Origin of the sequence: Micromonospora sp. NBC_01699 (assembly GCF_036250065.1) — a bacterium.
Taxonomy (GTDB): Bacteria; Actinomycetota; Actinomycetes; order Mycobacteriales; family Micromonosporaceae; genus Micromonospora_G.
Genome location: NZ_CP109199.1, coordinates 1,606,774 through 1,630,513 on the forward strand (window position 1 = coordinate 1,606,774; position 23,740 = coordinate 1,630,513).

General features: G+C 72.2%; 20 protein-coding genes. 14 read left to right on the forward strand and 6 right to left on the reverse strand.

Annotation, left to right across the window (positions count from 1 at the left end; all coding sequences use genetic code 11):
- Positions 1–171 precede the first annotated feature (171 nt).
- Complete coding sequence (locus OG792_RS07275) at positions 172–1,110, forward strand: LLM class F420-dependent oxidoreductase (protein WP_329108455.1); 939 nt, start codon at positions 172–174, stop codon at positions 1,108–1,110.
- 131 nt (positions 1,111–1,241) lie between these two features.
- On the opposite strand, the gene OG792_RS07280 is transcribed toward OG792_RS07275, so the two are convergent.
- Complete coding sequence (locus OG792_RS07280) at positions 1,242–2,465, reverse strand: hypothetical protein (RefSeq protein ID WP_329108456.1); 1,224 nt, start codon at positions 2,463–2,465, stop codon at positions 1,242–1,244.
- 31 nt (positions 2,466–2,496) lie between these two features.
- Positions 2,497–3,243 carry a pentapeptide repeat-containing protein gene (locus tag OG792_RS07285; RefSeq protein ID WP_329108457.1) on the reverse strand — a complete coding sequence of 249 codons (747 nt, stop codon included), beginning with the start codon at positions 3,241–3,243 and terminating at the stop codon, positions 2,497–2,499.
- Positions 3,244–3,359: 116 nt separating this feature from the next.
- Between OG792_RS07285 and OG792_RS07290 the strand changes: the two genes are divergently transcribed.
- On the forward strand, positions 3,360–4,265 hold the full coding sequence (locus OG792_RS07290; RefSeq protein WP_329108458.1) for a diacylglycerol/lipid kinase family protein: 906 nt from the start codon (positions 3,360–3,362) through the stop codon (positions 4,263–4,265).
- A gap of 129 nt (positions 4,266–4,394) precedes the next feature.
- Here the strand turns inward: OG792_RS07290 and OG792_RS07295 are convergent, their stop codons facing one another.
- Positions 4,395–4,937, reverse strand: a complete 543-nt coding sequence (locus tag OG792_RS07295; RefSeq protein WP_329108459.1) for a DUF6624 domain-containing protein — start codon at positions 4,935–4,937, stop codon at positions 4,395–4,397.
- Positions 4,938–5,102: 165 nt separating this feature from the next.
- Here OG792_RS07295 and OG792_RS07300 point away from each other — a divergent pair, with 165 nt between their 5' ends.
- On the forward strand, positions 5,103–5,582 hold the full coding sequence (locus OG792_RS07300) for a VOC family protein (protein ID WP_329108460.1): 480 nt from the start codon (positions 5,103–5,105) through the stop codon (positions 5,580–5,582).
- A 51-nt stretch (positions 5,583–5,633) separates the two neighbouring features.
- On the opposite strand, the gene OG792_RS07305 is transcribed toward OG792_RS07300, so the two are convergent.
- Entirely contained in the window at positions 5,634–10,223 is a 4,590-nt protein-coding gene (locus tag OG792_RS07305) for an ATP-dependent helicase (RefSeq protein WP_329108461.1), read from the reverse strand.
- 342 nt (positions 10,224–10,565) lie between these two features.
- On the opposite strand from OG792_RS07305, the gene OG792_RS07310 reads away from it, so the two are divergent.
- The 11 genes from OG792_RS07310 to OG792_RS07360 all read left to right on the forward strand — a co-directional run bounded on the left by OG792_RS07310 (position 10,566) and on the right by OG792_RS07360 (position 21,612).
- Entirely contained in the window at positions 10,566–10,859 is a 294-nt protein-coding gene (locus OG792_RS07310; RefSeq protein WP_329111145.1) for a hypothetical protein, read from the forward strand.
- A 211-nt stretch (positions 10,860–11,070) separates the two neighbouring features.
- Entirely contained in the window at positions 11,071–11,466 is a 396-nt protein-coding gene (locus OG792_RS07315) for a hypothetical protein (protein WP_329108462.1), read from the forward strand.
- A 250-nt stretch (positions 11,467–11,716) separates the two neighbouring features.
- Positions 11,717–14,560: a Na+/H+ antiporter subunit A gene (locus OG792_RS07320; RefSeq protein WP_329108463.1), complete on the forward strand. Its 2,844-nt coding sequence runs from the start codon at positions 11,717–11,719 to the stop codon at positions 14,558–14,560.
- A 25-nt stretch (positions 14,561–14,585) separates the two neighbouring features.
- Positions 14,586–15,083: a Na(+)/H(+) antiporter subunit C gene (locus OG792_RS07325; RefSeq protein ID WP_329108464.1), complete on the forward strand. Its 498-nt coding sequence runs from the start codon at positions 14,586–14,588 to the stop codon at positions 15,081–15,083.
- A complete protein-coding gene (locus OG792_RS07330) occupies positions 15,080–16,585 on the forward strand; it encodes a Na+/H+ antiporter subunit D (RefSeq protein ID WP_329108465.1) in 1,506 nt (501 codons plus the stop codon). Before OG792_RS07325 ends, OG792_RS07330 begins: the two co-directional genes overlap by 4 nt.
- Positions 16,582–17,256 (forward strand): Na+/H+ antiporter subunit E, encoded by a 675-nt coding sequence (locus tag OG792_RS07335; protein WP_329108466.1) that lies wholly within the window; start codon positions 16,582–16,584, stop codon positions 17,254–17,256. The genes OG792_RS07330 and OG792_RS07335 overlap by 4 nt, the downstream gene beginning before the upstream one ends.
- Entirely contained in the window at positions 17,253–17,513 is a 261-nt protein-coding gene (locus tag OG792_RS07340) for a monovalent cation/H+ antiporter complex subunit F (RefSeq protein WP_329108467.1), read from the forward strand. The genes OG792_RS07335 and OG792_RS07340 overlap by 4 nt, the downstream gene beginning before the upstream one ends.
- Entirely contained in the window at positions 17,510–17,860 is a 351-nt protein-coding gene (mnhG, locus tag OG792_RS07345; protein ID WP_329108468.1) for a monovalent cation/H(+) antiporter subunit G, read from the forward strand. The genes OG792_RS07340 and mnhG overlap by 4 nt, the downstream gene beginning before the upstream one ends.
- A gap of 316 nt (positions 17,861–18,176) precedes the next feature.
- Complete coding sequence (locus OG792_RS07350; RefSeq protein WP_329108469.1) at positions 18,177–19,550, forward strand: hemolysin family protein; 1,374 nt, start codon at positions 18,177–18,179, stop codon at positions 19,548–19,550.
- Entirely contained in the window at positions 19,547–20,611 is a 1,065-nt protein-coding gene (locus tag OG792_RS07355) for a hemolysin family protein (protein ID WP_329108470.1), read from the forward strand. The genes OG792_RS07350 and OG792_RS07355 overlap by 4 nt, the downstream gene beginning before the upstream one ends.
- A gap of 92 nt (positions 20,612–20,703) precedes the next feature.
- The gene (locus OG792_RS07360) at positions 20,704–21,612 is read left to right on the forward strand and encodes a sporulation protein (RefSeq protein ID WP_329108471.1); all 909 of its coding nucleotides are present in this window, start codon (positions 20,704–20,706) and stop codon (positions 21,610–21,612) included.
- A gap of 206 nt (positions 21,613–21,818) precedes the next feature.
- Here the strand turns inward: OG792_RS07360 and leuE are convergent, their stop codons facing one another.
- Both leuE and OG792_RS07370 read right to left on the reverse strand, forming a co-directional pair.
- The gene (gene leuE / locus OG792_RS07365; protein WP_329108472.1) at positions 21,819–22,490 is read right to left on the reverse strand and encodes a leucine efflux protein LeuE; all 672 of its coding nucleotides are present in this window, start codon (positions 22,488–22,490) and stop codon (positions 21,819–21,821) included.
- A complete protein-coding gene (locus OG792_RS07370) occupies positions 22,487–23,734 on the reverse strand; it encodes a bifunctional pyridoxamine 5'-phosphate oxidase family protein/GNAT family N-acetyltransferase (RefSeq protein ID WP_329108473.1) in 1,248 nt (415 codons plus the stop codon). Before OG792_RS07370 ends, leuE begins: the two co-directional genes overlap by 4 nt.
- Positions 23,735–23,740: the final 6 nt, after the last annotated feature.

Consider the following 23,740-nt stretch of genomic DNA (forward strand, 5'->3'; position numbering starts at 1 on the left):
CCCCCCTCCCCCCTCCCCTCCCCCTCCCCCCACCCCCTCTCCCGCGATCTAGGGCAAATACGTGTTAGTTGATCTCCGATCACCCCCATCTGCCCTAGATCGACGCAGAGAGGGGCGGGGGAGGGGGCGGGGGGAGGGGGCGGGCGGGGGGAGGGGTGGGAGGGTGGGGGGATGCGATTGGTTGTGTTTAGTGAGCCGCAGGATGGTGCTACGTACGGGGATTTGCTCCGGGTGGCGCGGCATACGGAGGATCTCGGGTTCGACGGGTTTTTTCGGTCCGACCACTATCTGCACATGAACGGGGACGGCGTGCCCGGTCCGACGGACGCCTGGCTGACCCTGGCCGGGCTCGCCTTGCAGACCGAGCGGATCCGGCTCGGCACCCTGGTCACCTCGGCCACCTTCCGGCTGCCCGGACCGCTGGCCATCTCGGTCGCGCAGGTCGACGAGATGAGCGGCGGACGGGTGGAACTGGGCCTGGGTACGGGCTGGTTCGAGGCCGAGCATCGGGCGTACGGAATCCCGTTCCCGCCGCTGAGGGAGCGGTTCGACCGGCTGACCGAGCAGCTTGAGGTGGTTACCGGCCTGTGGGGGACCCCGCCGGGGGAGACGTTCACCTATCGGGGCGGCTACTACGACCTCTACGACTCCCCGGCGATGCCGAAGCCGGTGCAGCAGCCGGGACCGCCGGTCATCGTCGGCGGCACCGGCCTGAAGCGGACGCCGGTGCTGGCCGCCCGATTCGCCGACGAGTACAACGTGCCGTTCCAGCCGGCGCACGCGGCCGCGAAGAACTTCGCCGCGGTGGTCGAGGCATGCGAGCGGGTGGGCCGGGACGCGACCGGCCGGGCCCCGTTGACGCTGTCGGCCGCGGTCACCGTGGTCTGCGGACGTACCGACGCCGAGGTTCGTCGCCGGGCCGACGCGATCGGTCGGGATCTGGACGAGCTGCGCGCCGGGCCCGGCGTGGTCGGCACCCCGGACGAGGTGGTCGAGCAACTACACGAGTACGCCAAGGGCGGCGCATCCCGCTTCTTCCTACAGTTCCTGGACCTGGCCGACCTGGATCAGCTCGACCTGATCGCCGCCGAGGTGGCCCCGCAGCTCTGAACACCGCCCTGACCGGCACTAACGTCAGGGTTAGTGCCGGTCGGTGTCAGCTTCGTCCGGCGGGGCTGTGGCAGTCGGCGAGGTCGACCCCCGTCGGCGCCGACCGGGGGCCGAGTAGCCCTCGGGTGTGACTACCGGCCCGCTTCGACCACCGGAGCGGGGTCGACCGGCGCCGGCCGGGGCGGTCCGGGCTGGGGCGGCAGCACGATTTCGCGTACGGCGAGGTAAACCGCGCGGACCGCGAGCGTCCGTTCGACCTCGTCCAGGATCGGGGCGAAGAACTGTCGGCGGTGCTCGACGTCGCTCATCGAGGTGACCGCGAAGTACATGCTGCCGAATCCGGCCAGCAGGGCGGCGTTGCGCAACAGCGCCAACGGCACCGGCAACCCGGCCGCGAGCATCGCCGGCGGCTCGCCGATCCACTGCTCGGCGGTTTCCGGCTGGACCACTATCAGGCCGAGCAGCAGGAAGAAGCTGAACAGCCCGATTCCGACCACCAGGGCCTGTACGAGCTGCCGGGTGGCGAGCATGAGCAGCAGGTTGCCCACCTGGCGGGCGTTGAGCGGCACCGGACGCAGTGGACCGTCCGGGGCGACCTCCTCGATCGGCAGGCTGGCCAGCGGGGTGCGCTGGCAGGACGAGGAGAGCCGTTCGGCGCTCAGGTCCTGCTCGACCCGGCCGATCTCGTCGCGCAGCCGGCCGGCGGCGGCCAGGATGGTGACCGCGGTGAAGAGGCTGAGCACCAGGCCCAACCGGTACCAGGGCAGCCGGTTCATCGCCTGCCACAGCTCGCCGGTGAAGAAGAAGAACAGGGTGACGAAGAGCAGTAGCGGCAGTGCCCGGCCCTGTAGCCGCACGCTGTTGCGCATGTCATCGACCGCGTGCCGGATGGCCCGGCGCAGCAGCGGCACCACGCCATAGCTGGTGGCCAGCCAGGACCCGGCGAACAGCAGCGCGAACGCGGCCACCGAGGTGACCGTGATCTTCACCTGTCCGTCGTGCAGCCAGAGCGCCAGCGGCGGTACGACCGCCGGCACCACCGCGTACGCGACCAGGACCGTGATCATCGCGCGGTGGGAGAAGTGGGGCAGGCGGCGGCCGAACCTGGTCAGCGCGGACCAGCCGGCCAGTCCGGCGACCACCACGATCGTGAGCAGCACCCAGCGGGCGGTGCCGGTGCCGGCCTGAAGGATCACCCAGGCGAGATCGGCCACCACGACCACGGCGAGGAACGGCAGCATCCGGGGGAGGATGTGCCGGTCAAAGTCGTACCCGGCGATCATCTGGGGTACGCCGTGGCGGACGAACCAGCGTTCGGCCTGGCGGACCAGGGCGCGGGAGGCGGTGATTGGCACCCGCTGATCCTGTCAGAGTGACCCGACGGGTTCACTCCGGCGCGTCGTCGTCCTCGATCCGGATGCCGAGCGCGCCCGCGAGTGTGTACGACAGCGCGATCAGGTCGTGTCGGGCGACGACCGCGCCGGCCAGACTCGTCACCCCGCCGATACCGGCCAGGGAGCAGTTGGTGAACCGGGTTCCCGCCGTCTTCGCGTGGCTGAACTGGGCACCGGTCAGGTCGCAGTCGGTGAACCGTACGCCGCCGAGGTCGGCATTGGAGAAGTCGGCCCGGCTCAGGTTGCATCCCTCGAACACCACGTGTTGGAGCTTCGAGAACCGGAACGACGCCAGGTCGAGCCGGCACTGCGCGAACGTCACCTCGCGCAGGCTGCCGTTCACCCAGTGCAGGCCGGTCATCCGCGCCGTCGACAGCCGTACCCGCAGCAGGCTCGACTTCTCCACCCGCAGGTTGGCCAGGTTCGAACTCTCGATCAGGCAGTCGTCGAACTTCGCCCCGTCGAGGTGCGTACCGCTCAGGTCGGTGCCGCGCAACCGGCACTGGTCGAACTCCACCGCGTCGGCCGACCGGCCGGACAGGTCGAGGTCCACGAACTCCAGCCGGCGGAACGTCGCCTCGTGGTCGAGGTCGTGCTCCTCCACCGTGGCCGGGTCGAGTGAAGCGGGTCGTTTGGGCTCCACCGGCGCCCGCTCGCGCGACTGACCGCTGTTCGGGCGTACCGACCCGCTGTTCGGGCCTACGGACCCGCTGTCCCGGCGTACCGACCGTGCTGGCATGCCGGCACGGTAACCCAACCGGCTCGGGGCGCCGTGCCGGCGGGGGTGGGTGTGGATCGGGGCGTGCGCTGGGTAAGACCGGACGCATGACGTACTCCGAGGTGAGCCGTAGGCCGATGACCAGGGTTGCGGTGATCGCCCACCGCAGGAAGACGCTCGGCGGCGGGCTGGACGAGCTGCGTACGCGGCTCGCCGACGAGGGCGTCACCGATCTGCTCTGGTACGAGGTGCCGAAAAGCCGCAAAGCTCCCAAGAAGGTACGGAAGGCGGTGGACAAGGGAGCCGAGCTGATCCTGGTCTGGGGCGGGGACGGCATGGTCCAGCACTGCGTGGACACCCTCGCCGGCTGGGACGGCGCCACCGGCATCATCCCGGCCGGTACGGCCAACCTGCTCGCCACCAACCTCGGCATCCCGCAGGACCTCGAAGCGGCCGTCAAGATCGCCCTGCACGGCGACCGCCGCCGGATCGACCTCGGTCGGGTCAACGGTCGGCACTTCGCGGTGATGGCCGGCGCCGGATTCGACGCGGAGATGATCTCGGACGCCGACCGGCAGCTCAAGGACAGCATGGGGAAACTGGCCTACGTCTGGACCGGCCTGCGGCACGTACGCGACGAGGTCGTGCCGGTGAAGATCAAGGTCGACGGGGAGAAGTGGTTCGACGGCGAGGCGAGCTGTGTGCTGTTCGGCAACGTCAGCACGATCACCGGCGGCATCGAGGCGTTCGACGACGCCCGCCCGGACGACGGCCGGCTGGAGATCGGTGTCGCCACCGGGCACGGGGTGATCGACTGGGCCCGTACCCTCGGCCGAATGGCGGTCGGCCGATCCGAGAACTCGCCGTTGGTGGAGATCACTCAGGGGCGGAAGGTCGACGTCCGGTTCGGCACGCCCCAGACGTACGAGGTCGACGGTGGTGCGTGCGGCACCGACAAGCGGTTGAAGGTGCGGGTGGTGCCGTCCGCCATCACGGTGTGCGTACCCGCCCAGCGCGACGGCGAGCGGGCAACGGGCGACTAGCCGGGCGCGACGGGCCGGCGGCGGAGTCGCCCCGGCTCGTCCCGGCCGCGCCGTCTGGTGCGTGGTCGGGCTCGCGGTCACCCTGCGGATCATGACCCGTCGGGCGTGACGGTCGCCCCGGCAGTGGACTCAGTCGGGCTCGTCGTCGGTTTCGCGTCGACGCATGTGCGCCTCGTACTCGGCGAACGGTCCGAGGCCCGCCGTCCGACGTCGTTCGTCCAGTCCGGGAAGGTCTTCGATCGGTTGGGGAGTCAGTTCGCCCGTGCCGTCGGGGCCGTACCAGAACTGGGTGCCGTACAACTGGGGTTTGCCTTCTGCTCGACGGACCCGGTCGGTGAGGTAGGCCAGGTGGGCCGGGCTCGCCTCGCCGTCGCTCACCGCGCCTGCGAGGAGGGCCAGGCAGTCACGCTGGAATGCCGGGTCGCGGTCGGCGTGCTGGGCCAGCAGCCAGGCGGCGCCAGCCGCCTGCTCGCCGACCACACTGCGCAACGGCCAGCCGTGCCGGTCCAACACCGACCTCAGCCAACCGGTGTTCTCGGCGTCGACGGCGGCGACCCGGTCCCGGACGGCCGGGTCGGACGTACGGCCCACTACCCCGTCCCGAGCCTCCTGGTCACGATCCATCCGGGCGACGAGTTCGTCGGCCAGTGGGTGTTCCACCGCCCCGGTCACCGGTCCGCCCCGGCTTCGGGTGGGGGCAAAGGATCACGGAAAGTAACCGCCATGCTTGCGAACGTAGGCACACGTGCCGAAAGCCGGCAAGAGGAAGCGGCGTGTTCGCCGGCTTCCGGGCCCAATGCCGGGGCGTCGGGCTCCGCTGGTGGAGAATCCGTCGGCATGGAGCAACAGGTGCATTTCGTGACGGTGGCGACCGCCGACCTCGACGCCGCCCGGCGGTTCTATGTCGACGGACTCGACTGGAGCCCGACGCTCGACGTGCCCGGTGAGATCCTCTTCTTCCAGATCGGACCGGGGATCATGCTGGGCCTGTTCGACGCGGCGCAGTTCACCGCCGATCTCGGTCCGGGTGATCTCGGCGCGGCCCACCTCGGCGCCCCGGCCGACGTCACACCGCGCGGCTTCACCCTGTCGCACAACGTGTCCAGCCCGCAGGAGGTCGACCGGGTGCTCGCCGCGGCGGCGGCCGCCGGTGCCGCCATCCGCAAACCCGGCCAGCCGGCCTCCTTTGGCGGCTACCACGGCCACTTCGCCGACCCGAACGGCCTGCTCTGGGAGATCGCCCACAACCCCGGCTGGTCCGTCACCCCCACCGGCACCGTCCTCCTCGCCCCCGCCAACCCCGAAACCTCCGGTTGACCATGAGGTTAGCGACGGTTTCCGGGCGGGAATCGGTTGTTAACTTCATGATCAACGAGGTGATCGGGGGAGGCGGAGGCCGCGGGGGGTGGGGCGGAAGCCGGCGGTGGTGAGGGCCGCGGCCAGGGGTGAGGAGTGGACTGGGTCGCCGTCGGCGCGTTCTACCGAGAGGGGGCCCAGGGCGTCGGAGTGGACGGCGTCGGCCAGGGCCTTGGCTGCCAGGACCAGGGCATCTTCGTCGTCCACGAAGGAGAGCAGGGTGCGACCGCCGCGTTCGACGTACAGGGTCAGGCCGCCGTTGACCAGGATCACCAAGGCGCCGGCCTTGCGACCGGCCCGATGGCCGCTCACCCCGCGCTCGCCGTCACCGGAGTCGACCACCCGCTCCGGCCAGGGCAGCGCGGCACCGTACGGGTTCGCCGGGTCCGTTGCGGCGAGCACCAGCGCGCTGCCCGTACGCCGCCGGCCGTCGTCCGGCTCGGCCAGCGCGCGCAGCCGGTCCACCGCCCCCGGTACGGCGAACTGCGCGGCGCCCAGCCCCTCGACGAAGTAGCCCCGCCGGGCGGCACCGCGTTCCTCCATTGCCACCAGCACCGGATACACCCCCGCGAACCCGCCGACCACCCCCTCGGCGGCAACCGCACCCCGGGTGACCAGCCCGTGCCGTTCGAGCAGCAGGTCGGCCAGGGCGGCGGCCCGCCGGGTCGGGTCGAGGTCCCGATCCGGCAACCGGGACCAGCGACCGGCGACCGCCGGTGGCCCACCCCGAGCCGGCAGCGCCGGTCGACCGGGACGCCGGTAGCGGGTACGCGGAGCGCCGGGCCGGGCCCGGTGCGCACCCCGGCCGCCGAGCAGCGCCCGCAGCGGGGCGATGGTGTCGTTGGTCAACCAGCCGCCCCAGGCCAGCTCCCAGACGGCGCCGACCAGGGGATCGTCCTCGGTCGAGCCGACCCGGTCGGCCAGCGCCCGGAAGAACAGCGCCTGCCCGTCGCCGAGCGCGTCCAGCACCGACTGGTGCAGCGGGGTGAGGGCGAGCGCCGGATCGGGCGGCGGCAGCAGCAGCGGCGCGGAGTCGGCGTACGCGAGGCTGACCCAGCCGTCGGCCGCGCCGATCGCGCCGGTGCCGGCCCAGGTCACCTCGCCGCTGGCGCAGAGCTCGTCCAGGTACGCGGGGGAGTAGTCGGCCACCCTGGCCGGCAGGATCAGGCTCTCCAGGGCGGATGCGGGCACGGCCACGCCCTGCAACTGCTCGATCGCGGCGGCCACCGCCTCGATGCCCCTGGCGTTGCCGCCGACCTGCTGCCAGCGGGGCAGGAAGGTGGCCAGCGTCTGCGGCGGCACCGGCTCGATCTCCCGGCGCAGCGCGGCGAGTGAACGGCGGCGGAGCAGGCGCAGCACCTCCGTACCGCACCACTCGGTGCCGGTGCCGGCGGGCGAGAACTCACCGGAGACCACCTGACCGGTGGCGGCGAGCCGACGCAGCGCCTGTTCCACCACGAACACCCCGAGCCCGAACCGGGCGGCGCAGGTGGCCGCCGGAAACGGCCCGTGCGTACGGGCGAAGCGGGCCACCAGGTCGCCGAGCGGGTCGGCCACCGGCTCCAGGTACGCCTGCGCGACGCCGACCGGCAGCGCGACCCCGAGCGCGTCGGAGAACCTGCCGGCGTCCTCGACCCCGATCCAGCGCTCCTGCCCGGCGATCCGGACCCGCAGGATCCGCCGGCCGGCCTCCAGGTCGGTCAGCCATTCCGAGCGGGCGCCGCGTTCGACCAGTTCCGCCTCGGTCCGGTCGCCGAGCAGCCGGAGCAGCTCGACCACGTCCTCGGCGTCGCGCGGGCGGCGCTGCTCGGTCAGCCACTGCAACTGCCGCTCGGTCTCGGCGACCACCGCCGGGTCCAGCAGTTCGCGCAGGTCGACCCGGCCGAGCAACTCGCCGAGCAGGGCCGAGTCGAGGGCGAGCGCGGCGGCCCGGCGTTCGGCCAGCGGGGCGTCGCCCTCGTAGAGGAAGGCGCCGACATAGCCGAAGAGCAGCGAGCGGGCGAACGGCGACGGGTGGTTGGTCTCCACCTCGACCAGTCGGATCTTCCGGGCGGCGAGATCGCCCATCAGCCCGACCAGCGCCGGTACGTCGAAGACGTCCTGGAGGCACTCGCGGGCCGCCTCCAGGGTGATCGGGAAGTCGGCGTACTCGCGGGCGACGTCGAGCAGTTGGGCGGCGCGTTGGCGCTGCTGCCAGAGCGGTTGGCGGCGCCGGGGATCGCGTCGGGGCAGCAGCAGGGCACGGGCGGCGCACTCGCGGAACCGGGCGGCGAACATCGCCGAGCCGCCCACCGCCTCCTGCACGATCTGGGCGATCTCGTCGGGGTCGAAGCCGACCAGATCCGCGCCGGGCGGCTCGTCGGCGGTGTCCGGCAGCCGCACCACTATGCCGTCGTCGCTCGGTACGACCTGCGCATCCACCCCGTACCGTTCGGCCAGCCGGCGGCCGATGGCCAACGCCCAGGGGCCGTTGACCCGGGCCCCGAGGACCGAGTGCACGGCCAGCCGCCAGTCGCCCAACTCGTCGCGGAAGCGCTCGACCACCACGGTCCGGTCGTCCGGCAACGACCGGGTCGCCTCCCGCTGTTCGCGCAGGTACGCGACCAGGTTGCCAGCCGCCCAGGCGTCCAGCCCGCCGTGGCGCAGTGCCTCGGTGGCCGCCTCGTCGTCCTGCTTCACCAGGGTGCGCAGCCGGGCGCCGATGGCCCGGCCCAGCTCGATCGGGCGGCCGAGGCTGTCGCCCTTCCAGAACGGCATCCGGGCCGCCTGGCCGGGGGCGGGGGAGACCAGCACCCGGTCCGGGGTGATGTCCTCGATCCGCCAGGACGAGGAGCCGAGCAGGAAGACGTCGCCGATCCGGGACTCGTAGACCATCTCCTCGTCCAGCTCGCCGACCCGGGCGGATCGGGTCGCCCCGGCGAGGAAGACACCGAACAGTCCCCGGTCGGGGATGGTGCCGCCGCTGGTGACGGCGAGGCGCTGGGCGCCGGCCCGGCCGGTGAGCAGGTCGGTCCCCCGGTCCCAGACCAGCCGGGGGCGCAGTTCGGCGAAGGCGGTCGACGGGTAGCGGCCGGAGAGCATGTCCAGCACCGCGTGCAGGGCCGAGTCGGGCAGTTCGGCGAAGGGCGCGGCCCGGCGGACCAGTGCGGCGAGGTCGGGCACCCGCCACTCGTCCAGCGCGACCATCGCGATGATCTGCTGCGCCAGTACGTCGAGCGGGTTGCGCGGGTAGTGCAGCTCCTCGATCGCCCCGTCGCTCATCCGTTCGGCGACCACCGCGCAGGAGATCAGGTCGCCCCGGTGCTTGGGGAAGACGACGCCCCGGGAGATCGCGCCGACCTGGTGTCCGGCCCGGCCGACCCGTTGCAGGCCGGCGGCGACGCTCGGCGGGGCCTCGATCTGCACCACCAGGTCGACCGCGCCCATGTCGATGCCGAGTTCGAGGCTGGAGGTGGCGACCACGGCGGGGAGCTGGCCGGATTTCAGCGCCTCCTCGATGTGCTTGCGTTCCTCGCGGGAGACGCTGCCGTGGTGCGCCCGCGCGATCACCGGTGGGGCGCCGCTGGCCGCGCCGGACTGGGCCATGATCTCGGCCGGCAGCCGTTCGGCCGGTACGGCCCGTGGGGTTTCGAGGGCGGCGGCCGGCCCGGTTTCGAGGGCGGCGGCAATGCCGGCCTGCTCGTCGGCGGCGAGTTCGTTGAGCCGGGCGCAGAAGCGTTCGGCACCGCGTCGGGAGTTGGTGAACACGATGGTCGACCGGTGCTCCCGGATGAGCTGGAAGACGCGTTCCTCGACCGCCGGCCAGATGGAGGCGCGGCGCGGGGTGCTCAGCTCGTCGTCGGCGGGTGGGTTCCGTTCGTCGAGCCGGGTCATGTCCTCCACCGGCACCTCGACGCTGACCTCGATGGTCTTCGGGGTGCGTGGCTGGACCACGTCCACCGGTCGGGCCCCGGCGAGGAAGCGGGCGGTGGCGTCGACCGGCCGTACGGTGGCGGACAGGCCGATCCGCTGCGCCGGCCGGGGCAGCAGCTCGTCCAGGCGTTCGAGGGAGAGGGCCAGGTGGGCGCCGCGTTTGGTGGCGGCGACCGCGTGCACCTCGTCGACGATCACCGACTCCACCCCGCGCAGTGACTCCCGGGCGGCCGAGGTGAGCAGCAGGAACAGCGACTCGGGCGTGGTGATCAGGATGTCCGGCGGGGTACGGGTGAACGCCCGCCGCTCGTCGGCCGGGGTGTCCCCGGTGCGCATCCCGACGGTGATCTCCGGTGGCGGCAGCCCGAGCCGGGCGGACGCCTGCCGGATGCCGGTGAGCGGGGCGCGCAGGTTGCGTTCGACGTCGACGGCGAGCGCCTTCAACGGGCTGACGTAGAGCACCCGGCAGCGGTGCTTCGGATCTGCCGGGCGGGGCTCGTGGGCGAGCCGGTCCAGCGACCAGAGGAAGGCGGCGAGGGTCTTGCCGGATCCGGTCGGCGCGACGACGAGGGCGTTGTGGCCGGCGCCGATCGACTGCCAGGCGCCGGTCTGGGCGGCGGTGGGCGCGGCGAAGGCGGCGGCGAACCACTCCCGGGTCGCCACCCCGAACCGCTCCAGTACGTCCGCCATGGCGCCAATCCTGCCCCGCGGTTACGACAATCGGCGGGCCGCCGTGGCGGAATGCCAGGCTTGTAGCCTTAAAGGCTGGTTCCTACGTTAAGTGTCACTTAACTGCTTGCTGATGTAGTGCGACATAAAGTAACTTCTCCGGCAGTCCGAGGTCGGTACGGAGGGGGCCGGATGACCGCCGAGCAGCACCGCACCGCCGAGCAACATCGCTCCGTCGACCAGAACCGCTCCGCCGAGCAGCACCGCTCCGTCGACCAGCACCGCTCCGTCGACCAGCATCGCACCGCCGAGCAGCATCGCAGTGTCGGACAGGAGCGCGGCGAGCGCGGCACCGACGTACTCATCCGCAAGGTCGACGGGCACCTGGCCGCGCTCCGACTCGGGCTGCGCGGCGCCGACCTCGAACTCGCCGAACGGGTCGGCGCCTGCCTGCGCGTACTGGTGCTCGACACCGCCCAGGCCAGCGCCGCCGACCGGGCCCGGGTCCGGGCCGCCGTGCACTACTTCGTGCTGCGCCGCGAGGGGCGCGGCAAACTCGTCCCGGTGCGCTCGCTCGCCGCGGCCCAACACCTGGTCAACCGGGTCGTCATCCAGCTCGGCCGGCCCGACCTGCTGGTCCGGTCCACATCGGACTGAGCGACCGGTCCGGCGGCGCCCGGTAGTCGGACTGAGCGACCGGTCCGGCGGCGCCCGGTAGTCGGACTGAGCGACCGGTCCGGCGGCGCCCGGTAGTCGGACTGAGCGACCGGTCCGGCGGCGCCCGGTAGACTGCACCCGCCGACAGGCTCGACGCCGCGCGGGACGTGGCCGACGACGGGAATGCCGACCGGGACGGGGGCGACACGCGATGTGGGACGGACGCCTGATCCGCCGGCCGATCGGCCGGCTGGTCGTCGCGGTCCTGCTCACCCTGCTCGCGCTCACCGCCGTACACGGCGCCAGTTCCGCCGACACGCCGGCCGGCGCCCTGGCCACACCACACGCGTCGATCGGCGCCGCGCTGCACCACCCGCACTCGGTGCACGGCCGGGCCGAGGCGGAGGCCGGCTCCGGCCGGTCCGCCGACCGGGTGGCGGCCGGGTCGGAACTGCGTCCGCCCGCCCCGGAACTCGTCGCCCTGCCGGTGCGGGCGATCGCGCCGGCGGCCGTACCGGTAGCGGATTCCGCGCCGATCCCCGGACCTCGGGCGGAGCCGCGGACGCGGCCCGGATCCGGGCCGTCCAGCCGCGCTCCGCCGGCCTGAGCCCGCGCCGGCGCCACCGCGCCACCGGCTGATCCGCGCCGACCGGTCGCGGTCCGGCCCGCCCACCCTCGTCAGACCGTCGTACGTCGTGCCGCCCGGCCACCCGGCCCGGTGGCCCGATGTCGCGGCCATGGAGGGGCTTTAGTCCGACTTCCGTTATTTGTCGGCATTATCGACGTTTATGCCGCCTGATTCCCCGTAGCCACAGACCCTGGACAAGGGCCTGCGATGACACCTACCTGGAGAACGCATGCTGGTGCTGCTGAGCCTCCACCTCGCGCTGGCGCTGATCGCGCCACTGCTCGTCCGTTGGTGGGGTCGCCGCGCCTGCTACCCGCTGGCGCTCGCCCCGGCGGCCATCTTCGCCTGGGCGGTCGCCCAGACCGGTACGGTCCGCGCCGGCGGCCAGGTGGCCGAGACGTACGGCTGGGTCCCGCAGGTGCACCTCGACCTGGCGTTCCGGGTCACCACGCTGTCCTGGCTGATGGCGCTGCTGGTCGGCGGGGTCGGCGCCCTGGTGCTGGTCTACTGCGCCCACTACTTCGCCGCCGACGACCCCGGCCTCGGCCGCTTCGCCGCCACCTTCGTCGGCTTCGCCGGGGCCATGTTCGGCCTCGTCGTCGCCGACAACCTGATCCTGCTCTACGTGTTCTGGGAACTGACCACGGTCTGCTCCTACCTGCTGATCGGCCAGAACCCGGAGAAGTGGGCCAGCCGGCGGGCCGCCGCCCAGGCTCTCGTCGTCACCACCGTCGGCGGGCTGGCCATGCTGATCGGCCTGATCATGCTCGGCCAGCGGGCCGGGACGTACCGGATCTCCGAACTGGCGACCGCGCCGCTGCCCACCGACGGCTACCTCGCCACGCTGGTCGTGCTGCTCCTGGTCGGCGCGGTCACCAAGTCGGCGATCTTCCCGGTCAGCTTCTGGCTGCCCGCCGCGATGGCCGCCCCCACCCCGGTCAGCGCGTACCTGCACGCGGCGGCGATGGTGAAGGCCGGGGTCTACCTGGTCGCACTGTTCGCCCCGCTGTTCGCCGACGACCAGCCGTGGCGGCCACTGCTCCTCGTCGCCGGGGCGGTCACCATGCTGCTCGGCGGCTGGGCCGCACTGCGCCAGACCGACCTGAAGCTGCTGCTGGCGTACGGCACGGTCAGCCAACTGGGGCTGCTGTTCGTACTCACCGGCGCCGGCACCCGTGACGCCGAACTCGCCGGCCTCACCATGCTGCTCGCCCACGCCCTGTTCAAGTCCGCGCTCTTCCTCGTCGTCGGCATCGTCGACCACAGCGCCGGCACCCGTGAACTGCCCGCGCTGTCCGGGCTGTGGCGGCGGATGCCCCTGGTCTTCGCCGCCGCCGTACTCGCCGTGGCGTCCATGGCCGGGCTGCCGCCACTGCTCGGCTTCGTAGCCAAGGAAGCGGTGTTCGAGGCGTTCCGGCACGACCCGCTGCTGCTCACCATTCTGGTCGTCGGCTCCACCCTGACCGTGGCGTACAGCCTGCGCTTCCTCTGGGGGGCGTTCGGCACCAAACCGGCCCTGCCGGCGACACCGACCGAGCCGGTGGCGGTCGCCATGCTCGCCCCGGTCGGCCTGCTGGCGGTGGCCGGGCTGGCGCTCGGCGTACTGGCCCGGCCGGTGGACGACCTGCTGGTCCCGTACGCCGGGCAGTTCGGACCGGGTGGGTATCACCTGGCGCTCTGGCACGGGCCCGGCCTGGCGGTCGGGCTGTCCCTGGTCGCGCTGGCCGGCGGCGGACTGCTGTTCGCCCAACGCGACCGGATGGCCCGCGTGGTCGAGCGGCTGCGCGCCCCGTTCGACGGCGGGACCGCCTACGAACGGGTGACCTACTGGCTGGACCGGGCGGCGGTCGAGGTCACCGGCGCCACCCAGCGCGGATCGCTGCCGCAGTACCTGGGCACCATCCTGGTGGTCCTGGTGGTGGTGCCGGGCGGCGCGCTGCTGGTCGGCTGGCCCTGGCCGGACCGGGTCGCGCTCTGGCACAACCCGGTGCAACTGGTGGTCGCGGTGGTGCTCGCCACCGCCGCGGTGCTCACCGTACGGGCCCGTCGCCGGCTCACCGCGATGGTGCTGGTCGGGGTCACCGGCTACGGCACGGCGATGATGTTCGTCCTCAACGGCGCACCCGACCTGGCGCTCACCCAGTTTCTCGTCGAGACCGTCTCGATCGTGATGTTCGTGCTGGTCCTGCGTCGGTTGCCGGCCAACTTCTCGGCCCGCCCACTGCGTCGCAGCCGGTGGTTGCGGCTCGCCATCGGCACCGCCGTCGGGGTGGTCGTGGCCGGGCTCGCGCTCGCCGCCGCCGGTGGCCGGCAGGCGGTGCCGATCTCGGTCGACTTCGCCGAACTCGCCGTCTCGTACGGCCACGGCCGCAACATCGTCAACGTCACGCTGGTCGACATCCGGGCCTGGGACACCATGGGCGAGATCGCGGTGCTGGTGGTGGCGGCGACCGGGGTGGCCAGCCTGATCTTCCAGCGCCCCCGGGCCGGTCCCGGCCCCCGTCGGCCGAACGTCGGTCGCCGGAGCCGGCCGGAACGCCGCCGGGAACGGGTCTGGCTGCGGGCCGGACCGACCCTGCGCGACCGGCGCCGTTCGATCGTCTTCGAGGTGGTCACCCGGCTGATCTTCCACACCATCGTGCTGTTCTCCCTGTACCTGGTCTTCTCCGGACACAACGCACCCGGCGGCGGGTTCAGTGGCGGGCTGGTGGCCGGGCTGGCGCTGGCCGTGCGCTACCTCGCCGGTGGCCGGTACGAGCTGGACGAGGCGGCCCCGGTCGACGCCGGGCTGGTGCTGGGCGCCGGACTGTTCGTGTCGGTCGGCGCCGGCGCGCTGGCCCTGCTGGCCGGGGCGGAGGTGTTGCAGAGCGGCGTACTCGACGTGGATCTGCCGGTGATCGGCGAGGTGCACCTGGTCACGTCGATCTTCTTCGACGTCGGGGTGTACCTGATCGTGGTCGGTTTGGTGCTGGACATCCTGCGCAGCCTCGGCGCCGAGGTGGACCGGCAGATCGAGGCCGGCGAGGGACCCGAGATCGAACTCGAACCGTTGCGAGAGCGGGAACTGACATGACCCCCCAACCCGAGCGGGAGCTGACATGACCCCGAACCTGGTCCAGGCGGTGACCGTCGGCGTGCTCGTCGGCGCCGGCGTCACCCTGCTGCTGGAACGCAGCCTGACCCGGGTGCTGCTTGGGGTGATCATGCTCGGCAACGGGGTCAACCTGATGATTCTGCTCGGCGGCCGGGCCGGCGCCGCGCCGATCGTCGGCGTCACGGCGGAGGCCGACATGAGCGACCCGCTGCCCCAGGCGATGGTGCTCACCGCGATCGTCATCACCCTCGGCATCACCGCGTTCCTGCTCGCCGTCGGCTACCGGAGCTGGCAGTTGTTCGGCCACGACGAGGTACAGGACGACCTCGAAGACCAGCGGATCATGGTGCTCGCCGAACGGGACGAGGTGACCCGCGGCGACGAGCAGGCTGACGAGCACACCGACGACGGCGACGACCCGGAACAGGTGCCGGGTCCGGCCGGCCCGTTCACCCGCCCGGACGGTGGGACGGCTCGCGGCGGTCGGGGCGGTGCCGGATGAGGTACCTGGTCCCGCTGCCCGTCGTGATCCCGCTGCTGGCGGCCGCGTTGACGCTGGTGCTGGCCCGGTACCCGGTCGTCCAGCGGCTGGTCAGCGTCGGCGCGCTGACCGGCACCCTCGGCGTCGCGGTCGCGCTGCTGGTGCAGGCGAGCCGGGAGGGCCCGCTGGTCGTCTACGTCGGCGGCTGGCCGGCACCGGTCGGCATCGTGCTGGTCGCCGATCAGCTCTCGGCGTTGATGCTGGTCGTCTCCGCCGCGGTGACCCTGTGCGTGCTGCTCTACTCGATCGGCGAGGGCCGGGCGGACGGTTCGGACGCCACGCCGGTGACCATCTACCACCCCACCTATCTGGTGCTGACCGCGGGCGTGACCAACGCGTTCCTCTCCGGCGACCTGTTCAACCTGTTCGTGGGCTTCGAGATGCTGCTCGCCGCGAGCTACGTGCTCATCACCCTGAGCGGCACCGGGGTACGGATCCGCGGCGGTACGACGTACGTGGTGGTCAGCCTGCTCTCCTCGATGATCTTCCTCAGTGCGATCGGGCTGATCTACGCGGCCACCGGCACGCTCAACCTGGCCCAACTCGCCGGCCGGCTCGACGCGCTGCCGCCGCAACTCCGGCTGGTCCTGCACCTGATGCTGCTGCTGGCCTTCGGCATCAAGGCGGCGGTCTTCCCACTGTCGGCCTGGCTGCCGGACAGCTACCCGACCGCACCGGCACCGGTCACCGCGGTCTTCGCTGGCCTGCTCACCAAGGTCGGCGTGTACGCCATCATCCGTACCGAGACGCTGCTCTTCCCCGGTGGTCAGGTCGACAACCTGCTGCTGATCGTCGCGCTGCTCACCATGGTGATCGGCATTCTCGGCGCGGTCGCCCAGTCCGACATCAAACGGCTGCTGTCGTTCACCCTGCTCAGCCACATCGGCTACATGATCTTCGGGGTGGCGCTGACCTCGCTGGCCGGACTCTCCGGGGCGATCTTCTACGTGGTGCACCACATCACCGTGCAGACCACCCTGTTCCTCGCCACCGGGCTGGTCGAACGCCGGGGCGGCAGCACCAACCTGGACCGGCTCGGCGGGCTGGCCCGGGTGGCGCCGCTGCTCGGCATCCTGTTCCTCGTACCCGCGCTCAACCTGGCCGGCATCCCGCCGTTCTCCGGGTTCCTCGGCAAGCTCGGCCTGCTCCAGGCCGGGGTGGCCCAGGGCGGGGCGCTGCCCTGGCTGCTTGTCATCGGCGGCACCGTGACCAGCCTGCTCACCCTCTACGCCACCATGAAGGTCTGGAACCTGGCCTTCTGGCGGGCACCGAAGCTGGCCGACCCGCACGCCCCACCCGGACTCTCCCCGATCATGGTCGGCGCCACCCTCGCCCTGGTCGCCCTCGGGATCGGGCTGACCGTGGTCGCCGGGCCGCTCTACCAACTCAGCGGCGACGCCGCCGAGGACCTGCGCCAACGTACGCCGTACGTGGAGGCCGTCTTCCCGGTGGGCCAGCCGTGACCGGGCCGTCGCCGGCCACCACCAGCCGACCCGTGACGAGCCGGGGACGGTGGCGCGACCAGCTGGTCACCGTGATCTGGCTGGTGCTGGTCTGGAACCTGCTCTGGGGCGAGTTCACCTGGGGCAACGTGCTCGGCGGAACGCTGGTCGCGCTGCTGGTCCTGGTCTTCTTCCCGCTGCCGAGGGTGACCTTCGACGGCCGGATCCGGCCGCTGGGGCTGCTCCGGTTCGCCGCCCGGTTCGTCGCCGAACTGGTCACCGCGAGCGTGCAGGTGGCCTGGATCGCGCTGCGCCCGGACGGCGTACGGCACAGCGCGATCATCGCCGTACCGCTGCGGGTGCGCTCGGACCTGAACCTGACCCTGACCGCCGAGGCGCTGTCGCTGGTCCCCGGCACGCTCATCGTCGAGGCGGTACGCGACACCGGCACGCTCTACGTGCACGTGCTCGACGTACGCGGCCCCGCCGACGTGGACCGGGCCCGACGGGACGTCCTCGCGGTCGAGGAGCGGATCGTCCGGGCCACCGGTTCCGCCGCCGAACTGCGCCTGCTCGCCGGACCCGGCCCGTCCGCGTCCGACCAGCCCCCGTCCCCCGCCGACGGGCCGCCGTCGTCCACCACCGACGGGTCGCCCCCGTCCACCCGTACCGACGAAGGAGCATCCGAATGAACGTCGTGATCGTGATCGTCACCGCGCTGCTGTCGGTGGCGGCGCTGCTGGCCCTGTACCGCATCGTCCGTGGTCCGTCCCTGCTGGACCGGGTCGTCGCCACCGACCTGCTGCTGGCCGTCCTGGTCGGCGCGGTCGGCACCGAGGCGGCGGTCAACCGGCACGCCACCACGCTGCCGATCCTGGTGGTGCTCGCCATCCTGGGCTTCGTCGCCTCGGTGGGCATCGTCCGGTTCGCCGCCCGGGAGGACTCGTGACCGGCGTCGCCGACCTGCTCTCGGCCGGCTTCCTGATCGCCGGTGCGCTGCTCAGTCTCGCCGCCGGCATCGGCGTGGTGCGTTTTCCCGACGTGCTCTCCCGGATGCACGCGGCGACCAAGCCACAGATCCTCGGGCTGCTGCTGATCCTGATCGGGGTGGGACTGCGGCTGCGTACCGGGGCGGACATCGCGACCCTGGTCCTGGTCGGGGTGTTCCAGCTGGCGACCGCGCCGGTGGCCGCGCAGATGGTCGGGCGGGCCGCGTACCGCGACCGCCGGCACCGTCCCGACCTGCTGGTGGTGGACGAGCTCGCCGACCTGTCCGGGACCGGACCGGAACGTTGAGCGGGGCGGGCGGGCCGCGTTCCCGTCCGGGGAACCGGTCCCGGTCGAGGCGGTCGACACGGTGAAGATCACCCAGCGCCGAACCTGACCAGAACGGAGAGAAGGGCCCCTTCCCGCACAAAACGCCATTACGAGGGGCCCTTCCGTACTGGTCGGGGTTCGGGACGGAGTGGCGAGGGTTCGGCCGAATCCCCGGTACCTCCGGATAAACTGTCGGCATGATCGACTCCTCTGCCCAGGAGGGCAGTAGTAGCCAGCCGGGTACGACCCGGCGCCCCTGCAACCGACCGACGAACCGGGGAGCCCTGAGCCCTCCGTGTTGATCGCGATCGGCCTCCTTCTGATCATCGTGCTCACGGCCGCGACGGGTTACTTCGTGGCCCAGGAGTTCGGCTACGTCGCCGTCGACCGCGGCAAACTCAAACAACTCGCCGACGACGGCGATCCCGCCGCCCAACGCGCCCTGAAGGTCACCGGACGGCTCTCCTTCATGCTCTCCGGCGCCCAACTCGGCATCACCCTGACCGCCCTGCTCGTCGGGTACGTCGCCGAGCCGTTCCTCGGCGACGGCCTCGCCGACCTGTTCGGCGTGGCCGGGGTGCCCGAGGGCATCACCATGCCGCTGTCCATCGCGCTGTCGCTGGTCATCGCGACCGTCGTGCAGATGGTGCTCGGCGAACTGGCACCGAAGAACCTCGCCATCGCCCGCGCCGAGATGCTGGCGATGAAACTCAGCCGGTCGACCCTGATCTACCTGACCGTGGCCGCCCCGGTGATCCGCCTCTTCGACGCCGCCGCCACCCGGCTGCTGCGCCGGGTCGGCATCGAACCGATCGAGGAACTGCCCAGCGGCGCCACCCCGGAGGACCTGGAACAGATCATCGCCGAGTCGCGCGAGGAGGGGCAGCTCGACATCGCCATGTCCACCCTGCTCGACCGGGGGCTCGACTTCCGGCAGCTCACCGCCGCCGAGGCGATGGTGCCACGGGTGGCGGTGCACACCGTGCAGGCCGACGATCCGGTGAGCCGGCTGGTGGAACTGCTCGACACCGGCCACTCCCGCTTTCCCGTACGCGGGACCGAGGGCGTGGACGACGTGATCGGGGTCGCCGGCATCGCCGACGTACTCGGGGTGCCGCCGGAGCGGCGGTCGATCGTACGGGTCGCCGAGGTCGCCGTACCCCCGTTGCTTGTGCCCACGACCTTGCCGCTGCCGACGGTGCTGGACCGGCTGCGGGCCGGGCACCGCCAACTCGCCTGCGTGGTCGACGAGTACGGCGGGTTCGCCGGGGTGATCACGCTGGAGGACATCGCCGAGGAACTGGTCGGCCCGATCCGGGACGAGGACGACCCGCCCGAGCCGACCCCGATCCGGCAGCCGGACGGCTCCTGGGTGGTGCCCGCCCGCTGGCGGATCGACGAGGTCGCCGACAGCACCGGCATCGCGCTGCCCGAGGCACCCGAGTACGACACCCTGTCCGGGCTCGTCATGCGCGAGCTGGGCCGGGTGCCGGAGGTCGGCGACCGGCTGGAGATCAACCTCTCGGCCGAGTCCGAACTTCCCCGGCCGCACCCGAAGGCCCTGGTCGAGGTGCTCGCGGTGGACCGGCACGTCGCCGACTCGGTCCGGCTCGCCCTGGTCGGCCAGAACGCGGGCGCCGGGTCCGAACACCCCGAGGTGACCGCATGAGTACGACCTGGGCGCTGCTCGTCTCGCTGCTCCTGCTCGCCCTGAACGGCTTCTTCGTGGCGGCCGAGTTCGCCCTGGTGGCGAGCAAGCGGTACCGGCTGGAACAGGCCGCCGCCAACGGTGGCCGGGCGGCCAAGGCGGCCCTGGACGGGGTACGCGAACTCGGCCTGATGCTGGCCGGCGCGCAGCTCGGCATCACCGTCTGCACGCTGGGGCTCGGTGCCCTCGCCGAACCCGCGATCGAACACCTGGCCAGCCCGGTGCTGCACGCGGTCGGGCTGCCCGAGGCGGCCAGTCACGTGATCGCCCTGCTGTTCGCGCTGCTGCTGGTGACGTTCCTGCACCTGGTCGTCGGCGAGATGGCCCCCAAGTCCTGGGCGATCACCGACGCCGAACGCTCGGCGGTGCTGCTGGCACTGCCGTTCCGGGCCTTCGCCCGGGTGGCCCGGCCGCTGCTCACCGCGCTCAACGGCCTGGCCAACGTGATCCTGCGACTGGTCAACGTACGACCGCAGGACCAGTTGGCCCAGGCACACGGCCCGGAGGAGCTGCGGATGCTGCTGGAACAGTCCGCCGAGCACGGGCTGCTCGCCGCCGACCAGCAGCAGTTGCTGACCAGCATGCTGGAGTTGCAGGGCACCACGGTGGCCGACGTGATGGAGCCGGTGGAGACGATCATCTCGGTCCACCGGGAGGACACCGCCGACCGGATCGAGGCGGTGAGCCGGGACAGCGGCCGGTCCCGGCTGGCCGTGCTGGAGGGCGCCGGCACCGTGGCCGGCATGGTGCACGTACGCGAGGCCGTACGGGCCACCACGGCGGGCCGTACGGCCACCGCGGAGGAGCTGATGACCCCGGTGTTCAGCCTGGCCGCGACCGCCACGGTCACCGAGGCGGTGGCCGCGATGCGGGCCCGCCAGGCACAGCTGGCCCTGGTCACCGACCGGGTCGGGGTCGGCCGGGCGGTCGGCTTCGTGGCCCTGGAGGACCTGCTGGAAGAGGTCATCGGGGAGTTCGACGACGAGACCGACCAGGTTCCGCGCGGGCGTCGACTGCGCTGATCCGCAACCCTGGACGTGAGCCGGGCGGGGTGGTCGAATCGGCCGCCCCGCCCGCTCGCGTTGGGGCAGGATCGGCAGGGCAGGGCCCCAGCGTGGAGGGACGGCCGACGGTGCTGTTCGGCGGAGAGTCACCCGGTACGGGCTTCGCCGTCCGTACCGTGCTGACCAATCCGAGCACCCGGCCGGGGCTCGACCTGCCGGGGCGGGTACGGATGGTCGGGGGCGAGTTTCCGGTGCCGGTCGGGCACGTGGTGCTCGGACTGGTGACCCGGGTCGAGCCGGCCGACGGGAGCGACGGTTACCTGGAGTTCGAGTTCGCCCGGGTACGGGTCGCCGGGGCGGTGGTGCTGGAGCCGGGGGAGCGGCGGGACGTCGCGTTCGCCGTACCGATGCCCTGGGAACTTCCGGTGACGGTGGTGAACGGGCTTCCCCGGCTCAACCTGCCGATGGCGCTGCGGACCGAGGTGGCGCTCGGCCCGGACCTGGACCGGGGCGGCCTGACCGGGGTCTTCGTCCATCCGCTGCCGTCCCAGGAGCGGATCATGTCGACCTTCGACAGCCTGGGTTTCACGCTGCGTCAGGTCGGTCTGCAACAGGGCCGGTTGCCGGGGGTGCGGCAGACCCTGCCGTTTCACCAGAAGATCGGTTACTGGGCGGCGCCGCTCTACGCCGGCCCGTTCACCGAGATCGAGCTGACCTTCCTGGCCGGTCCGCGGGCGCTGGAGGTGGTCTTCGCGCTGGACCGGCGGCTGGCGCTCGCCGGCGCCAGCCACTACAGCCTGACCCGCTTCCGGGTCCCGCACACCGACGTAGACCACCTCAACTGGGTGGAGGTGGTGGACAGCTGGGTCCGGCACGCGGTGGCCCGGCACGCCGCCGTCCGCTCCGGCGCCCGCGAGGGCCCCGCCCTGTCCGAGTCGGTAAACACCAACCGCCCCCCAGACCTACCCCCCGAGGGCGAAGGCATCACCGGCACCGCCGGCGGCGAGGGCGGCATCTAACCCCGCCCCCTCCCCCCCCGCCCCGCCCTCCGCCCCCACCCCGCCCCCTCCCCCCGCCCCCAAGCCGGCGATCTTGCAGTTGTGGTGGTGGACAAAAGCCGCGAATGTGTTCTATCGGGCGCCACAACTGCAAGATCGACGAGGTGATGGGGTGGAGGGGGAGGGGGAGGGGGAGGGGGAGGGAGGGAGGAGGGGGAGGGAGGGGGTTAGCCGGCGGTGGCGGTGGCTAGTTTGAGGCTGAAGCCGAGGAAGAGGACGGCGATGCCGGTGGTTGTGGCGGCGGCCAGGCGGCGGCGTTGGCGGAACTGGGCGGCCAGGTAGGTGCCGGTGAGGATCAGCACGGTCAGGTAGAGCACGCTGGCGACCTGCGCGATCACCCCGAGCAGCAGGAACGACAGTGCCGGGTAGGGGTAGGTCGGGTCGACGAACTGGATGAAGAAGGAGATGAAGAACAGGATCGCCTTCGGGTTGAGCAAACTGATCACGGCCGCGCGCCGGAACGGGTTGCGCTCCGGGGTCGGTCCGGCGCCGTCGATCAGCCGCGGCGTGCCCGGTTCGTTGCGGGTCCGCCAGCGCCGCCAGGCCCCGCGCAGCATGGTCAACCCCACATAACCGAGGTACGCCGCACCGCCGTACTTGATCACCATGAAGATCGGCGGGTACGCCTTGAGCAGCGACGCCACCCCGGCGGCGGAGAGCACCATCAGTACGGTGTCGCCGAGGAACACCCCGGCCGCCGCCTGGTAGCCGACGCGTACACCGCGTTTGGCGGCGGTGGAGAGGACGAAGAGCGAGTTCGGTCCGGGCAGCAGCACGATGGCGACGGTGCCCAGCACGTAGGTCCAGATGTCGGTGATCCCCAGCACGGGCGTCATCATCGCCCCGGCGGTACCGTCGGACGAAGCGAATTCCGGAGCGTGAGCTGTGCCTTTGGCCACTCGTCGGCGATCATGGCGTAGAGCACGGTGTCCCGCCACGAGCCGTCCGGCCGCTGCCGGTGCCGACGCAGCACGCCTTCGCGCCGGGCGCCGAGCCGTTCGATCGCCCGCTGCGAGCGCTCGTTGCGGAGATCGGTGTGCCAGACCACCCGTTCCGCGCCCAGTACGTCGAAGGCCCGGCCGAGCAGGAGCAGTTTGGCCTCGGTGTTGATCCCGGTACGCCAGCTCGCCGGCCCGAGGAAGGTGTGCCCGATCGCCACCGTCCGCCGGGCCTCGTCCACCTCGTAGTAGGAGGTGCTGCCGACGACCCGGCCGGTCCGGGCGTCGCGCTGCACCCAGGGCACCCGGGTACCGGCGTGCTGGGAGCGCAGCGCCTCGGCGATGATCACGCGCAGGTCGTCGGGGTGTGCCGGGCGCGGGCTGGTCAGGTCGCGCCAGACCTCGGCGTCGTCGGTGGCCGCGTACAACTCGTCGGCGTGGGCGAGGTCCAGTGGCTCCAGTCGTACGTGCGCGCCGGCCATCGGGGCGGCGGTGAGCCAGGGGGAGCGCGGCGGGAGCAGGTAGTCGGGGACCGGCGCGGTGACCCCGGCGTCCGGCTCGGGCGGGCCGGCGACCTGCCGCAGCGGCAGCACCCCGGCCCAGTGCGGCAGGGCGTAGTCCTCGGCCTCGTCGATCACCGGCCCGGTCCGGGCCCGGACCGACACCTCCCGCAGCGGCAGCGCCAGTACCGCCGTCTCGGCCAGTTCCCTGCGGGTCGGCGGGCGGCTGTCGGCGGCCCGACCCCGGCCCACCTTCTCCACCAGTGCGGTCATCGCGGCGAGTTTCTCGGCGGCTTCGGTGACCAGGTGGGCGGTGCCGTGCGCGACCACCGAGCGGTAGTTGGCGCTGTGGTGGAACTGGGACCGGCCGTAGACCAGGCCGTCGAGCAGGGTGACGCCGAGGCAGACCGGCAGCCCGTCCGGTCCACGGGCGGCGAGCAGTGGCCGGCCGCCGGTGGAGCCGTGCAGGTAGACCGTGTCGTCGACGCGTACGTGCAGGGTGGGCAGCAGTCTCGGTTCGCCGTCGACGGTGAAGGCGAGGGTGCAGTGGTACGCCTCGTCCAGGATCGCGTGCGCGGTGTCCCGCTGGTAGCTCATCCGGTTGCGGCCTCGGTTGGCGGTGGTCTGTTGCGTCGGCTGGTACACCTGGCG